This window comes from Sphingomonas sp. AP28 (assembly GCF_056680455.1).
In genome coordinates this window covers 483688-497284 of record NZ_CM155283.1, presented here as the reverse complement: position 1 = coordinate 497284, position 13597 = coordinate 483688, and the positions used below count along the sequence as shown (strand labels likewise).

At 65.8% G+C, this 13597-nt stretch carries 16 protein-coding genes; 9 read left to right on the top strand and 7 right to left on the bottom strand.

All coding sequences use genetic code 11. The features are described 5' to 3' along the window. Nucleotides 1–32 precede the first annotated feature (32 nt). Entirely contained in the window at nucleotides 33–560 is a 528-nt protein-coding gene (locus AC1MH0_RS02090) for a gamma carbonic anhydrase family protein (protein ID WP_480964497.1), read from the bottom strand. Then, the gene (locus tag AC1MH0_RS02085) at nucleotides 560–2659 is read right to left on the bottom strand and encodes a malate synthase G (RefSeq protein WP_480965806.1); all 2100 of its coding nucleotides are present in this window, start codon (nucleotides 2657–2659) and stop codon (nucleotides 560–562) included. The genes AC1MH0_RS02090 and AC1MH0_RS02085 overlap by 1 nt, the downstream gene beginning before the upstream one ends. A gap of 102 nt (nucleotides 2660–2761) precedes the next feature. On the opposite strand from AC1MH0_RS02085, the gene AC1MH0_RS02080 reads away from it, so the two are divergent. After that, on the top strand, nucleotides 2762–3637 hold the full coding sequence (locus AC1MH0_RS02080; protein WP_480964496.1) for a LysR family transcriptional regulator: 876 nt from the start codon (nucleotides 2762–2764) through the stop codon (nucleotides 3635–3637). Here the strand turns inward: AC1MH0_RS02080 and AC1MH0_RS02075 are convergent. After that, nucleotides 3592–4080 carry a MarR family winged helix-turn-helix transcriptional regulator gene (locus AC1MH0_RS02075; RefSeq protein WP_480964495.1) on the bottom strand — a complete coding sequence of 163 codons (489 nt, stop codon included), beginning with the start codon at nucleotides 4078–4080 and terminating at the stop codon, nucleotides 3592–3594. The genes AC1MH0_RS02080 and AC1MH0_RS02075 overlap by 46 nt on opposite strands. A 79-nt stretch (nucleotides 4081–4159) precedes the next feature. On the opposite strand from AC1MH0_RS02075, the gene hppD reads away from it, so the two are divergent. The 5 genes from hppD to trhO all read left to right on the top strand — a co-directional run bounded on the left by hppD (nucleotide 4160) and on the right by trhO (nucleotide 8788). Beyond that, entirely contained in the window at nucleotides 4160–5230 is a 1071-nt protein-coding gene (gene hppD / locus AC1MH0_RS02070) for a 4-hydroxyphenylpyruvate dioxygenase (RefSeq protein WP_480953813.1), read from the top strand. A 199-nt stretch (nucleotides 5231–5429) separates the two neighbouring features. Next, a complete protein-coding gene (gene hmgA / locus AC1MH0_RS02065; RefSeq protein WP_480964494.1) occupies nucleotides 5430–6755 on the top strand; it encodes a homogentisate 1,2-dioxygenase in 1326 nt (441 codons plus the stop codon). Continuing rightward, nucleotides 6752–7396: a maleylacetoacetate isomerase gene (maiA, locus tag AC1MH0_RS02060; RefSeq protein WP_480964493.1), complete on the top strand. Its 645-nt coding sequence runs from the start codon at nucleotides 6752–6754 to the stop codon at nucleotides 7394–7396. The genes hmgA and maiA overlap by 4 nt, the downstream gene beginning before the upstream one ends. Then, nucleotides 7393–7758 (top strand): Rieske (2Fe-2S) protein, encoded by a 366-nt coding sequence (locus AC1MH0_RS02055; RefSeq protein WP_480964492.1) that lies wholly within the window; start codon nucleotides 7393–7395, stop codon nucleotides 7756–7758. Before maiA ends, AC1MH0_RS02055 begins: the two co-directional genes overlap by 4 nt. 55 nt (nucleotides 7759–7813) lie before the next feature. Then, complete coding sequence (gene trhO, locus AC1MH0_RS02050; RefSeq protein WP_480964491.1) at nucleotides 7814–8788, top strand: oxygen-dependent tRNA uridine(34) hydroxylase TrhO; 975 nt, start codon at nucleotides 7814–7816, stop codon at nucleotides 8786–8788. 82 nt (nucleotides 8789–8870) lie between these two features. Here trhO and AC1MH0_RS02045 read toward each other — a convergent pair whose 3' ends face one another. The 4 genes from AC1MH0_RS02045 to AC1MH0_RS02030 are packed head-to-tail and all read right to left on the bottom strand — an operon-like array spanning nucleotide 8871 to nucleotide 11773. Then, nucleotides 8871–9389, bottom strand: coding sequence for an ankyrin repeat domain-containing protein (locus AC1MH0_RS02045; protein ID WP_480964490.1), 519 nt, complete (start codon nucleotides 9387–9389; stop codon nucleotides 8871–8873). Then, the gene (locus AC1MH0_RS02040; RefSeq protein WP_480964489.1) at nucleotides 9382–10551 is read right to left on the bottom strand and encodes a glutathionylspermidine synthase family protein; all 1170 of its coding nucleotides are present in this window, start codon (nucleotides 10549–10551) and stop codon (nucleotides 9382–9384) included. The genes AC1MH0_RS02045 and AC1MH0_RS02040 overlap by 8 nt, the downstream gene beginning before the upstream one ends. Beyond that, nucleotides 10551–11300, bottom strand: a complete 750-nt coding sequence (locus AC1MH0_RS02035) for a PspA/IM30 family protein (protein ID WP_056049207.1) — start codon at nucleotides 11298–11300, stop codon at nucleotides 10551–10553. Before AC1MH0_RS02035 ends, AC1MH0_RS02040 begins: the two co-directional genes overlap by 1 nt. 38 nt (nucleotides 11301–11338) lie before the next feature. Further along, the gene (locus tag AC1MH0_RS02030) at nucleotides 11339–11773 is read right to left on the bottom strand and encodes a YjfI family protein (RefSeq protein ID WP_480964488.1); all 435 of its coding nucleotides are present in this window, start codon (nucleotides 11771–11773) and stop codon (nucleotides 11339–11341) included. 128 nt (nucleotides 11774–11901) lie between these two features. On the opposite strand from AC1MH0_RS02030, the gene AC1MH0_RS02025 reads away from it, so the two are divergent. Genes AC1MH0_RS02025 through AC1MH0_RS02015 form a run of 3 tightly spaced genes read left to right on the top strand, consistent with a single transcriptional unit; the run spans nucleotide 11902 to nucleotide 13570 of the window. Further along, nucleotides 11902–12543 carry a DUF2491 family protein gene (locus AC1MH0_RS02025; protein ID WP_480964487.1) on the top strand — a complete coding sequence of 214 codons (642 nt, stop codon included), beginning with the start codon at nucleotides 11902–11904 and terminating at the stop codon, nucleotides 12541–12543. 32 nt (nucleotides 12544–12575) lie between these two features. Beyond that, entirely contained in the window at nucleotides 12576–12989 is a 414-nt protein-coding gene (locus AC1MH0_RS02020) for a DUF350 domain-containing protein (protein ID WP_056049217.1), read from the top strand. An 11-nt stretch (nucleotides 12990–13000) separates the two neighbouring features. Then, on the top strand, nucleotides 13001–13570 hold the full coding sequence (locus AC1MH0_RS02015) for a DUF1190 domain-containing protein (protein WP_056049223.1): 570 nt from the start codon (nucleotides 13001–13003) through the stop codon (nucleotides 13568–13570). The last annotated feature ends 27 nt before the right edge of the window (nucleotides 13571–13597 follow it).

Sequence of the window (13597 nt, the reverse complement as noted above, 5' to 3'; positions counted from 1 at the left end):
TACGCGCCACCTCCCCCTGACGGGGGAGGATTCTATACTTCGACCAATCTCAAACCCTCGGCGTAGACGTGCTGCTTGGCCGCGTACGACGCGGCGGACATCTTCAGTCCGGCAATTGCTTCCGGAGACAGTTCGCGCACTGCCTTTGCCGGCGCCCCGACGATCAGGCTCCCGGCAGGAAACACCTTCCCCTCGGTCACCAGCGCGTTAGCACCGATCAGGCAATCGTCGCCGATCACCGCGTTGTTGAGGATCGTCGCCCCCATCCCGACCAGCACATTGTCGCCGATCGTGCAGCCGTGGAGGATCGCATGATGGCCCACCGTGCAACCCTCCCCGATTGTCAACGGTGCACCCGGATCGGAGTGCAGCATCGCGCCCTCCTGAATATTGGTCCGTGCACCGACGATGATCGGCGTGTTGTCCGCGCGGATCACCGCCCCGAACCAGACACTGGCCCCCTCCCCCAGCCGCGCGTCGCCGATCACGTCGGCGGACGGAGCGACCCAGACGTCGTCGGCCAGCGTCGGCCGTTTACCCTCGATCTCGTACAGCGGCATCAGGCAGCGTCCCTTTCCTTTGCCCGAGCGCGGAACGCGTGGAGCAGCGGTTCGGTATAGCCACTCGGCTGCGCTAGACCATCGAACACGAGCGCGCGGGCGGCCTGGAACGCGAGGCTCTCGTCCTCGTGTCCCGCCATCGGCCGGTACAACGGATCGCCCGCATTCTGCGCATCGACCTTCGCAGCCATCTGCCGCAGCGCCGCATCCGCCTCGTCAGGCGTGGCAATGCCGTGGAGCAGCCAGTTGGCCATGTGCTGCGAACTGATCCGCAGCGTCGCGCGGTCCTCCATCAGGCCGATGTCGTGGATGTCGGGCACCTTCGAGCAGCCGACACCCTGGTCGACCCAGCGCACGACATAGCCGAGGATTCCCTGAGCGTTGTTCTCCAGCTCCTCGAGCACCTCGTCGGGCTGCCAATTGTGCCCGGTCGCGACGGGGATCGTCAGCAGCGCGTCGAGCGAGGCGATCGGTTCGGCCTTCCGCTCCGTCTGCCGCGCGAACACGTCGACGCGGTGGTAATGCGTCGCGTGCAACGTCGCGGCGGTCGGTGACGGCACCCACGCGGTGTTCGCGCCGGTCATAGGATGCGCTATCTTCTGCTCGAGCATGTCCGCCATCCGGTCGGGCGCGGCCCACATCCCCTTGCCGATCTGCGCCTTTCCGCTGAGCCCGCAGGCGAGACCGATCTGGACGTTGCGATCCTCATACGCCTTGATCCACGACGAAGCCTTCATGTCACCCTTGCGGATCATCGGGCCGGCGCGCATCGAGGTGTGCATCTCATCGCCGGTGCGATCGAGGAAGCCGGTGTTGATGAATACGACCCGGTCCTTCACCGCGGCGATGCAGGCGGCGAGATTGGCCGAGGTGCGGCGTTCCTCGTCCATCACGCCGACCTTGATCGTGTGGCGCGCGAGGCCGAGCAGGTCCTCGATTCCGTCGAACAGGCGGTTGGTGAAGGCGGCTTCGTCGGGGCCGTGCATCTTCGGCTTGACGATGTAGATCGAGCCCGCGCGGCTGTTGCGGATCGGGCCGGTGCCCTTCAGGTCGTGTAAGCCGATCAGCGACGTGACGATGCCGTCGAGGATGCCTTCGGGCGCCTCGCTGCCGTTAGCGAGCAGGATCGCGGGCGTCGTCATTAAGTGGCCGACGTTGCGCACGAACATCAGGCTGCGACCGGGAAGCGTGAACGCGCTGCCGTCGGGGGCGGTATACTGCCGGTCCGGTTCGAGCGAGCGCGTGACCGTGCGGCCGCCCTTGTCGAAGCTGGCGGTCAGGTCGCCCTTCATCAGCCCGAGCCAATTGGCGTAGGCGGCGACCTTGTCCTCGGCGTCGACCGCGGCGATCGAATCTTCTAGATCGGCGATCGCGGTCAGTGCGGACTCAAGCAGGACGTCGGCAAGGTATGCAGGGTCGTCGCGGCCGATCGAATGCTGAGCGTCGATCACCAGTTCGATGTGCAGGCCGTTGTGACGCAACAGGATATTCTCGCCCGCTTGCCCGATGTGCTGGCTCGGATCCGCGAGCTCGGGCGTACCCCCGGCCCAGTCGCTCCAGGACCCGTTCGCCAGCGGCACGGCCTTGTCGAGCAACGCCTTTGCCCAGGCGATCACCTGCGCGCCACGTGCCGCATCATAGCCCTTGCCGGAGGCCGCGCCGGGGATCGCATCGGTCCCGTAGAGCGCGTCGTACAAGCTGCCCCAGCGCGCGTTCGCCGCGTTCAGCAGGAAGCGGGCGTTGAGGATCGGCACCACCAATTGCGCGCCGGCGAGCGAGGCGACCTCCGCATCGACGTTGGTCGGTGTAACCGAGAACGACGCAGGCTCGTCGACCAGATAGCCGATCTCGCGCAGGAACGCCTGATACCCGGGCTGGTCGATCGGCTTGCCGGCCCGGGCTTCGTGCCACGCGTCGATCTTCGCCTGAAGGTCGTCGCGGACCGCCAGCAGCGCGGCATTCTCCGGCGCGAACTTGGCGTAAATGTCCGAAACGCCCTGCCAGAACGACGTCGCATCGAGACCCGTCCCCGGCAACGCGTGCGTTTCGATGAAGTCCACCAGCGATGCGGCGATCTTCAGACCCGCCTTTTCGATCATCTCGGCCATGCTGCTCTCCTATGCTCTATCGCGACGATAGACGCCCGCCACCTTCGCCACTAGACAGTATAAACCGAAATCTGTTGATCGCCTGGAGAACGAATGGATCCCGATATCGTCCTCTTCGCCGAAGTCGTCCGCACCGCCAGCCTCAGCGCGGCGGGGCGTTCGATGGGTATCTCGCCGGCGATGGTCTCGAAACGCATCGCGCGGCTGGAGGCCCGGCTGGGCGTGCGGTTGCTCAACCGGACGACGCGGCGGCTCGAACTGACCGCTCGGGGGGCGGCCTATCACCGCGACATGGTGGAGATCCTCGCCGCGATCCGCGACGCCGAGGCGCGCGTGTCGGACCGTACGGATACGCCGGCCGGACCATTACGGGTCAGCGCACCTACGTCGTTCGGTCGCCTCCATATCGCGCCGCATCTGAAGCCGTTCCTCGACGCGCATCCTGCGATCGAGCTCGACCTCGATCTGTCGGACGGCTTCTCGGATGTTATCGGCGACCGGCTTGATCTCGCGATTCGGATCGCCCCGGCCGTGCCGCCAAGCCTGACGGGCCATCGCCTTGCCGACAGCCGTCGGGTCCTGTGCGCTGCACCGAGCTACAGTGCGCCGCGCGACGCGGCCGATCTTATGGAACACCGCCTGCTCGCAGCGAAGGGCCAGATGCCGTGGCGGCTTACCGGCCCGAGTGGCGACGTCACGATCGATCGCCGGAGCTACGTCGCGACCAATTCCAGCGAAGTCGTGCGCGAACTCACGCTGGCCGGCGTCGGCATCGCGCTGCGCTCGCTATGGGATGTCAGCGCGGACTTGGCGGGTGGTCGACTCGTCCGCATCCTGCCGGAACTGGCCGGGTCTGCGGACGTCGGGATTTACGCGGTGCATGCGCGCGGGCCGGTGTCGTCCGGTACTACCGCACTGCTCGATTACCTGCGTGGTCTCTGGTCGCCAACGCCGCCGTGGGAGTCGTGAACGAGGTCGATCGTCACCGCATCGATCCGCCGCAGCATCGCGACGAACTGCTCGACCTCCGCCCCTGAGAACCCCGCAAAGATGCGCCGCTCCAGATCGAGCGCCTTCGGCGCGACCGAGGCATAGAGCGTGTGGCCGTCGTCGGTCAGCCTCAGCAGATGCGAGCGGCGATCCTCCGGGTTCGCATGCCGCTGCATCAGCCCACGTTCGACCAAGGCGATCGCCGCACGGCTCACCGTGACCTTGTCCATCCGCGTCTGCTGGCCGACCTGCTGCTGCGTGATGCCGTCCGCCTCGGCGACCACCGCCACCAGCCGCCACTCCGGGATCGTCAGCCCGAACAGTGCCTCATACGTATCCGCCACCGCCTCGCTGACAAGGTTCGAGGTGATCGACAGGCGATACGGGATGAAATCGTCCAGAACGAGTGCGCGGTCAGCCATAGCGAAATCGTAACGATTGACACCAGTTGTTCAACCCGCCAGATTGGTAACAACGGATACCAACTGTCAGGATGTGATCATGGACCATATGGATGTAAACCCGATGGGTCTCGACGGGTTCGAGTTCGCCGAATTCACGTCGCCCGATCCCGACCGGATGGCCGCGCAGTTCGAGCAGTTCGGCTTCGTCGCCGCCTCGACCCACCCCACCAAGGCCGTCACCCGCTACAAGCAGGGCCGCATCAACTTGCTGCTGAACCGCGAAGACGGCGGCCATGCGGCAGCATTCCGCGCGGATCATGGCCCGTCCGCAAGCGGCATGGCGTTCCGCGTTCATGACGCCAAGGAAGCGTTCGACGCGGCGCTCGCACGCGGCGCCAAGGCGGCCGATGCCAGCACGGGCGCGCTCGGCGAGGGCAGCTATGTGCTCGAAGGAATCGGTGGTTCGCTGCTGTATCTGGTCGACAAGCATGGCGCGGCCGGCAGCCTGTATGACGACTGGAATGCGGTTCCGGGCGCGGCCGAAGCGGAAGCCGAGAACAACGTCGGCCTCGATTTGCTCGACCACCTCACGCACAATGTGAAGCGTGGCCAGATGCGGACCTGGGCGGAGTTCTACGGCCAGATCTTCGGCTTCGAGGAGCAGAAGTATTTCGACATCAAGGGCAAGGCGACCGGGCTGTTCAGCCAGGCGATGATCGCCCCCGACCGCGCGATCCGTATCCCGCTCAACGAGAGCCAGGACGACAAGAGCCAGATCGAGGAATTCATCAAGGATTACAACGGCGAAGGCATCCAGCATCTGGCGTTGACCACCGACGATATCTTCGAGACGGTCGAGAAGCTCCGCGCGCGCGGCGTCAAGCTGCAGGACACGATCGAGACCTATTACGAACTGGTCGACAAGCGCGTGCCGAACCACGGCCACGACCTCGAACGCCTACGCCGCAACCGCATCCTGATCGACGGCAATGTCGGCGAGGAGGGGTTGTTGCTCCAGATCTTCACGGAGAACATGTTCGGGCCGATCTTCTTCGAGATCATCCAGCGCAAGGGAAATGAAGGCTTTGGTAACGGCAATTTCCAGGCTTTGTACGAGAGCATCGAACTCGACCAGATCCGTCGCGGGGTCATAACGGTCGACGCGTAAGTTCTAAGCCCTCTCCCTCGGGGAGAGGGACAGGCGCTCAGCGCCGAGGGTGAGGGCACGCGCGACGCCGACACGTGCCCTCACCCTTCCGCCGCGCAAGTGCGCGTCTCCCTCCCTCTCCCCTGAGGGAGAGGAACAGAAAGAGTTTGAACGGCCGGCGGTTCGAGCGTTGATCGGAACAGGTGACGGAGAGGAAGCCATGACAATCCACCAGCCGACCAATGCCGTAGGCGAGACCGCCAGCCAGACCGAGTACCAGCCCGGCTTCGGCAACCACGTATCGACCGAGGCGATCCCCGGTGCGCTGCCGATCGGCCGCAATTCGCCGCAGCGCCCCGCCTTCGGTCTCTATACCGAGCAGCTCTCCGGCACCGCCTTTACCGCGCCGCGCCACGAGAACCGCCGCAGTTGGCTCTACCGGATGCGCCCGACCGCAGAGCACCCGCCGTTCGAGCGCTATACCGGCGCCAAGCGGTTCGCGCCCGGTGCCACCGACGTGCCGCTCGCGCCCAATCGCCTGCGCTGGGACCCGATCGCCGCCCCCGCCCCGAATACCGACCTGATCGACGGCATGACGACGATGCTCGCCAACCGCGATCCCGCCGATCTCGAAGGCGTGGCGCTGCATGTCTATGCCGCCAACACCGACATGACGGCGCGTGTGTTCATGGATGCGGACGGCGAACTACTGTTCGTACCGCAGGCCGGGCGGCTTAGGCTGCTAACCGAACTCGGCCGGATCGACATCGCGCCCGGCCAGATCGCGATGATCCCGCGCGGCGTCCGCTTTCGCGCAGAACTTCCCGATGGCGAAGCGCGCGGCTATGTCGCGGAGAACCATGGCGCGTTGTTCCGCCTCCCCGATCTTGGCCCCATCGGCGCCAACGGCCTCGCCAACCCGCGCGATTTCGAGACGCCGGTTGCGTGGTTCGAGGACCGCGACGAACCGGTCGAGGTCGTCCAGAAGTTCATGGGCTCGCTGTGGACCACCACGCTCGATCACTCGCCGCTCGACGTCGTCGCATGGCACGGCAACCTCGCGCCGTGGCGTTACGACCTATCGCGGTTCAACACGATCAACACGGTCAGCTTCGACCATCCCGATCCATCGATCTTCACGCTCCTGACCTCGCCGAGCGACGTGCCCGGTCGCGCGAATGCCGATTTCGTGATCTTCCCGCCGCGCTGGATGGTCGCCGAGGGCACGTTCCGGCCGCCCTGGTTCCACCGCAACGTCATGTCCGAGGCGATGGGGCTCATAACCGGCGCGTATGACGCGAAGGCTGAGGGGTTCGCGCCGGGCGGTATCTCGCTCCACAACCTGATGTCGGGTCACGGGCCGGATCTGGCGAGCTGGCAGGGTGCGAGCGCGGCCGACCTGAAGCCGCACAAGATCGACGGGACGATGGCGTTCATGCTCGAGAGCTGCTGGCCGTACAAGCCGACCGCCTATGCGCTGGAGCATTCGCAGCTCGATTACGACGCGGTCTGGTCGGATTTTCCGAAGGCGGTGCTGCCGAAGTGAGCCTGACGCTGCACGGCTATTGGCGCTCGACCACCGCCTACCGCGTCCGCATCGCGCTGGCGCTGAAGGGCGTGGCGTATGCGCAGGTCACGCACGACCTCCGCAAAGGTGCGCAACGCGAGACGGGGTATCGCGCGCTCAACCCGCAGGGACTCGTGCCGGCGCTGGAGATCGACGACGCGGTCCTGACACAAAGCCCCGCGATCCTCGAATGGATCGACGAGACGTATCCCGATCCACCGCTGCTTCCTGCCGACGCGAACGGCCGGGCGATCGTCCGTGCGATGGCCGCAACGATCGCGTGCGACATTCACCCGGTGAACAATCTTCGCATCCTGAACGCCTTGCGCACCGAGTTCGCAGCGGACGAGGCTGCGGTGAACCGCTGGATCGCACGCTGGATCGGCGACGGTTTCGCTGCGCTCGAGACGCAAATCGCGCGCTATGGTGACGGCTTCGCGTTCGGCGCGACACCGACGATCGCCGATTGCCACCTCGTCCCGCAGGTCTACTCCGCGGAACGGTTTGCGATCGATCTCTCGCCTTACCCGAAGCTCAAGGCGGCGGCAGAGAACGCCCGCGCCCTCCCCGCCTTCGCCGCCGCCCACCCTGACCGCCAGCCGGACGCCGACCTCGCATGAGCGACGGCGAACAGCTGACCGCGACGCCGGGCGGGATCAAGCTCGCGCCGCTCGACGCAATTGCGGACGGCAAGGCGCGGAATTTCGTGCTCCAGATGCGCGCAGGCCGCTTCCACGGCTTCGTCGTGCGTAAGGGCGACGCAGTGTTCGGGTATGTCGATCGCTGCCCGCACATGGGACTGCCGCTCGCGCAGGTGCTCGACGACTATCTCACGCCGCGCGGGGACCTGATCGCGTGCAGCTGGCACTCCGCGCTGTTCGAGATCGACAGCGGCGCATGCGTCGGCGGACCGTGCGGGGGCACGCGGCTGACGCCCTGGCCCGTCGCGGTGGTCGACGGGATGATCGTCACCGCAGGCTGACGCGGCGGGCGACTTGCGCTAAGGGGGCGCACTTTCTCCCCTGCACGATGAACCGATGATCGAAACCCTGCACATCCGCGTCGTGGCGCTATACCGCTTCACGCCATTCGCCGACATCGCCGCGATCCAGCCGCCGCTTGCGCTCGCCTGCTGCTCGAACGGGGTGAAGGGGACGCTGCTGCTCGCCGCCGAGGGGATCAACGGGACGATTGCCGGGTCCGAGGCAGGCATCGATGCGGTGCTCGCGCATATCCGCATGCTGCCGGGTTGTGCGGACCTCGACGTGAAGGAATCACGTGCCGCGGTGATGCCGTTCCACCGGATGAAGGTTCGGCTGAAGCGCGAGATCGTGACGATGGGCGAGCCTGCGATCGATCCGCTGGAGGGCGTCGGTCATTATGTCGAGCCGGAAGACTGGAACGCGCTGATCGCCGACCCAGGCACGATCGTGATCGATACGCGCAACGACTATGAGGTCGCGGTCGGGACGTTTGCCGGCGCGGTCGATCCGCAGACGCGGACGTTTCGCGATTTTCCGGCGTGGTTCCGCGAGCATCGCGACGAACTGATCGGGAACGGCCCGCCGCCGAAGATCGCGATGTTCTGCACCGGCGGGATACGGTGCGAGAAGTCGACCGCCTTCCTGAAGGCCGAGGGGCTGGATGAGGTGTATCACCTCAAGGGCGGCATCCTGAAGTATCTTGAGACTGTGCCTGAGGCGGAGAGCCTGTGGGTGGGGGAGTGTTTCGTGTTCGATCAGCGGGTTGCGGTTGGACATGGACTTGCGTTGGGAAGTCATGTGCTGTGCCATGCGTGCCGGATGCCGGTGAGCGTGGAGGACCGTGCTTCGCCGCTATATGTCGAGGGGGTGAGTTGCCCGGCGTGCTATGACGCACGGGATGAGGCGCAGCGGGCGGGGTATGCGGAGCGCGAGCGGCAGATGCGGTTGGCCGAGGCTCGGGGCGAAGCGCATGTCGGGGCGGTGTTGCCTAAGACGCATGCCGGAGCCGCGCTAGAGGTCGATGGCTAACGAAGTCCAGTAAGCTTGTTCACCCGCGAAGGCGGGTGCCCAGACTGGGCACCCGCCTTCGCGGGTGAACAATTTGGGATAGCTAGCTGATCGTTGCGAAGCGCTCGGCCAACGCCGCATTACCCTGCGACACTGCCAGCGAATGCACGCTGTTCCCCGCCGAATCCACGATAGTCGCGTCCGCACCGTGCTCCAGCAACAGGTTGATGATCGCCGTCTTGTTCACCAGCGCGGCCATCATCAGCGCGGTCTGTCCGACGCCATTCCGACGGTTTACGTCGGCACCCGCGTCGAGCAGGATCTGCGCGATCTCGGCATAGCCCTTGAAGCACACGCCCATCAGCGCGGTATTGCCGCGTGCGTCCGCTGCGCCATCGACCTGCGCGCCTGCCGCGAGAAGCGCCGCGGTCGCCTCCGCCTGGCCGTTGTAGCTGGCGATCACCAGCGGCGTGTAGCCTTTCGCATCGGTCACCTCGATATCGACGCCCGCCTGCAGCAGCGCCGGGATCATCTCGTCCCGCCCCGTCCGTGCGGCGTCGAACATCAGTTCGATTAACCGCTCCATCGGCGGCAACGGGGGCAGGTCTCGCGCGTCAGTCATCATTGGCCTCGATGATATGCGGCACGAACCGCGCCAGATTGCGCGTCACGACCGTGTCGTCTTCCCGAACGCCGATCCCCGCGGCTTCGTTGCCGACCATCCACGCGCCGATCACCGGATGGCGACCGTCGAATACCGGTGGCGGTGCATAGGCCTGGCGGATTGCGCCCTCCGCGCCGTAGCCCTGATCGAGCACCGCGTGGCCGTCCTCACCGATCACCTCGACGTTCGCACCCTCGCGCGAGAACAAAGGTTTGCGGACATATTTCGGCCCGAGGATCTTGGCGGCGGGATCATCGTCGAAGAACGCGGGGAGCAGGTTCGGATGCTCGGGATGCCGTTCCCACAGCAGCGGCAGGATGCCCTTGTTCGACAGGATCGACTTCCACGCCGGCTCGATCCAGCGCACGTCGGCCCGCGACAGGTTGGGCGCATAGGGCTCGCGGAGCATGAACTCCCACGGATACAGCTTGAACGCGGCCTGCACCTCGAAACCGTCGGTATCCACGAAGCGCCCATCGGCGGCGAGGCCGATGTCCTTCATCTCGACGAACTTAGGTTCAATTCCGACCTGCGACGCCAGATCCTCGAAGAACCGCACCGTCTGGCGATCCTCGACCGCGGATGCATCCGCCGCGAAATGGACGAAGCCGCCGCTCGGGAACAGCGCGCGGAACCGCTCGCGCAACTTGTCGAACAAGCTGTTGAACTGGTCCGTCCCCGCCGGCAACGCACCGCTCGCGAGCAGATCCTCCAGCCACATCCACTGGAATGTCGCGCATTCGAACACCGAGGTAGGCGTGTCCGCGTTATACTCATAGAGCTTGGCCGGCCCGGTGCCGTCATAGGCGAAGTCGAACCGTCCGTAGAGCGACGGCTGGCGCGTCCGCCACGTCTCGGCGACGTAGTTCCACTGCTCGCGCGGGATCGCCAAGCGTTCCATCAACTGCTGGTCGCGGACCACCTCGTCGATCAGGTCGAGGCACATCGCTTGCAGCTGTTCCGCGGCGGGCTCGAGGTCCTCCTCGATCTCCGCCAGCGTGAAGGCGTACGCCGCGCCCTCGTCCCAGTATGGTTCACCATCCGTGTCGTGATAGACGAACCCGATCGCGTCGGCCCGCTCGCGCCAGTCGCCGCGCGGGTCGACCGCGATCCGGCGCATCAGGAGTCCGACGTCTTGGAGTCGTCGCGCTGCTCGATCTGCAACGTCTGGCCGACTTGCGGAGTCTTCGGGGCCGTCAAGCGCGCGAGCACGTCGTCCGCGGACGACTGGCCCGGTCCGATGCCCGCGAGCCGGAGCTTCTCATCGAGGTCGGCGCCGGTACGACGGTCTTCCAGTTCGCCCGCTGCCTTGATCCGCTCGCCACGGATAGCCTGCCGCTCGCGAATGCGCGCGAGGCTGTCGGCGGCCGAGCCGAGCTTGTTGCCAGCACCCATGCTGCCCGACGCGACCGAAGCCTGTGCTTTCTGCACCGACTCGTTGACCTTGACGACCTCGACCTCGCGACGGAGCTGCTCGATCTTGCGGTCGGTCTGCGCGACGGCGGTGTGGATCTGCTCCTCGGCGGCGCGCATGTCCTCGACCTGCGGCGATTTCAGCGCGATGTCCTGCTCGAGGTCCGCGATCCGCTGCGCGACCTGGCGCGCGAGATCCATGTTGCCCTTCTCGACCGCGATCCGCGCCGAAGCCTCGTACTTGGTGGCCTGCGCGCGGAAGCTCTCGACCTCGGTTTCGAGGATGCGGCGACGCGCTACCAAGCCCGCGAGATCGTCGCGTGCCTTGCCTTGCGCCTTGTCGGCATCGCGAATTTCCTGGTCGAGGATACGCAGCGCGTTCGCGTCGACGACCGCCGCGCCCGCTTCGTGCGCACCGGCGCGACCGAGGGTGAAAAGCTTGCTCCAGATGGCCATGCCAGTCTCTCCGTTTGTATCTAAATCAGGCGGCGATGTCAGACAGCCGAGATCTGCGCGTGGCGCAGGTCGGTGGCCGCATCGATCGCATTCTCGGCAAGCGTGCGCAGTTCGATGATCACGGTATCGAGCCGGCTCGACGTCGCGAGTTCGCCGAACAGCTCGTAATAGTCGCGACCATCGACCGTGCCGATCCCAAAGTTCGACAGCGGCACCAGCTTCTGCGACTTCAGCAGGAAGGTATTGAAAGCCAACTGATCCTCCTGCTCTTCGCAGGGCCATAGCAACGTCGAGCACGCGATCTGCGCCTCGCTGACGTTGACGAACAGTTCGAGGTCGCCGTGGCGGTGCATCGTCACCAGCAGCACCGGGTCCGCGCCCTCCAGGATCCGTGCGGAAAATTCGCCGGCTTTCGCGGGCTCGGACGTGTCGAGCGCGGCTTTGAGACTGCGGACGGTCCAGATGTCGGTCAATGCAAGAACTCCCGTGCTTGTCGCTCGGGGAGACACATAGGCGCAGGCGAGAGGCACGCCAATGGCGCTTTGCGACGGCTCGCGCTTTGGCCTAAGAGGCAGGCCAATCACAGAGATGCGAGGATTGCATGTTCGATCGCCTGTTCGGCCGCAAGCCAGCGCTTGACGGCAACGCCCTGCCCGTCGTCCGCAACGTCACGCTTGGGCGGACGGTAACCGTCGATCCGCTGGCGTGGCGCCGGTTCGGATCAGAACTCCTGTTTCCGTTCGACCGCGATACGCTGGTGATCGTCGCGCAGGGGCTGATCGATCTTAACGAAGGCGGGTTCGTCCACCGGTTCTACACCGACGACGACATCATGTTCCAGGCGGTGTCGAACGATCGCGATGGGCAGGACGTCACCGACGTCACCCTGTTCGCGCCGTGGGACAGCAGCTACCCGTCGTCCGCCGCCGAGCGCCCGGCATGGAAAAGCCGCCTCAAGGCACGCACCTTCACCTTCGAAGGACTGCCCGAATACAGCCGCGCCTGGTTCGGCCCCGAAGCGAGCGAGCAGGAGCCCGTGACGTTCTGGGAGGAACTGCACGACGACCGCGACGGGATCGTCGACCGCCGCATCTTCCAGACCTGCATGCTGTTCAGCCGCGACCTGCCGGGCGACGACGGGCGCGAATTGTTGCTCGCGATCGACATGGAGACCGAGTCCGGCGACGTCTCGTTCGAGATCATGCTCGGCGTGGCACTGGAACTCGGCGAGTTCAGGGCCTAGCGTCGCGCGCACACGGCTCCGGGGGAAATGCCATGATCGACCAATACAGCTTCGGCGCCAGCGCGCTCGCCTTCCTGATCGCGTTCGTCGCGGCGGGTGCGTTCACGATAGTGTTCAAGATCGTCTACCAGGTCGCGACGCCGTATCACGAGAAGTCGCTGATCCGCGAAGGCAACACCGCCGCGGCGATCACGCTGGGTGCAGCGCTGCTCGGCTATGTCCTGCCGCTCGCATCCGCGCTGACGCATACCGTCTCGCTGGTCGAGTTCGCGGTGTGGGCGCTGCTCGCGGGCGTGATCCAGATCGTGACGTTCCTGGTAGTCCAGCATTTCGTGATGCGCGACTTCAACGACCGGATCGTCCGCGGCGAAATCGCGGCGGCGACCTATATGGGCAGCATCTCGCTGTGCGTCGGCATCCTCAACGCCGCCTGCATGACGAACTGAAGGGCATAGCGATGAAGCGTTCCAGATCGATCGTTCTCACCAGCCTGATCGCAGGATCGGGCATCTCGCTGACCGCGTGCGACGGCGACGTCGGTGGCAAGCCCGTCGAGGCGCAGAGCTATGCGTCGGTACAGGAGTGCCGCGCGGCGGGTGCGTTGTCCGCGGTACAGTGCGACACCGCGTTCGAGCAAGCGAAGGCCGATGCCGCGAAGACCGCACCGCGGTTTCAGGACCGGCAGACTTGCGAAGAGCAATACGGCGCCGCGCAGTGCGAACCGCGCAACAACGGCAGCGGCGGGAGCTTCTTCACGCCCCTGCTGACGGGCTTCCTGGTCGGGCAGGCACTCAACGGCGGGTTCGGCAACCGCGGCGCACCGATGTACCGCGACCGTGACGGTAACTACTACGGTGGCGCCGGCGGCCGGATCAACCGCGACTACGTTACCGGGCGCACGCGGGTGGGCTCGGACGCCTTCACACCCACCACCGCGAGGGCGCCTGCCCGCGTCCAGTCACGCAGTTCGGTGATCTCGCGTGGCGGTTTCGGTGGCGGCTTTGGTGGTCGCAGCTTCGGGGGGTAACGCGGCCGCTACCCCCTTCCGTCGTGT

What these genes read in the sequence shown, in the direction of transcription:
- AC1MH0_RS02090 (WP_480964497.1), bottom strand. Translation starts at nt 560, where the DNA reads ATGCCGCTGTACGAGATCGAGGGTAAACGGCCGACGCTGGCCGACGAC.
- AC1MH0_RS02085 (WP_480965806.1), bottom strand. Translation starts at nt 2,659, where the DNA reads ATGATCGAAAAGGCGGGTCTGAAGATCGCCGCATCGCTGGTGGACTTC.
- AC1MH0_RS02080 (WP_480964496.1), top strand. Translation starts at nt 2,762, where the DNA reads ATGGATCCCGATATCGTCCTCTTCGCCGAAGTCGTCCGCACCGCCAGC.
- AC1MH0_RS02075 (WP_480964495.1), bottom strand. Translation starts at nt 4,080, where the DNA reads ATGGCTGACCGCGCACTCGTTCTGGACGATTTCATCCCGTATCGCCTG.
- hppD (WP_480953813.1), top strand. Translation starts at nt 4,160, where the DNA reads ATGGACCATATGGATGTAAACCCGATGGGTCTCGACGGGTTCGAGTTC.
- hmgA (WP_480964494.1), top strand. Translation starts at nt 5,430, where the DNA reads ATGACAATCCACCAGCCGACCAATGCCGTAGGCGAGACCGCCAGCCAG.
- AC1MH0_RS02055 (WP_480964492.1), top strand. Translation starts at nt 7,393, where the DNA reads ATGAGCGACGGCGAACAGCTGACCGCGACGCCGGGCGGGATCAAGCTC.
- trhO (WP_480964491.1), top strand. Translation starts at nt 7,814, where the DNA reads ATGATCGAAACCCTGCACATCCGCGTCGTGGCGCTATACCGCTTCACG.
- AC1MH0_RS02045 (WP_480964490.1), bottom strand. Translation starts at nt 9,389, where the DNA reads ATGACTGACGCGCGAGACCTGCCCCCGTTGCCGCCGATGGAGCGGTTA.
- AC1MH0_RS02040 (WP_480964489.1), bottom strand. Translation starts at nt 10,551, where the DNA reads ATGCGCCGGATCGCGGTCGACCCGCGCGGCGACTGGCGCGAGCGGGCC.
- AC1MH0_RS02035 (WP_056049207.1), bottom strand. Translation starts at nt 11,300, where the DNA reads ATGGCCATCTGGAGCAAGCTTTTCACCCTCGGTCGCGCCGGTGCGCAC.
- AC1MH0_RS02025 (WP_480964487.1), top strand. Translation starts at nt 11,902, where the DNA reads ATGTTCGATCGCCTGTTCGGCCGCAAGCCAGCGCTTGACGGCAACGCC.
- AC1MH0_RS02020 (WP_056049217.1), top strand. Translation starts at nt 12,576, where the DNA reads ATGATCGACCAATACAGCTTCGGCGCCAGCGCGCTCGCCTTCCTGATC.
- AC1MH0_RS02015 (WP_056049223.1), top strand. Translation starts at nt 13,001, where the DNA reads ATGAAGCGTTCCAGATCGATCGTTCTCACCAGCCTGATCGCAGGATCG.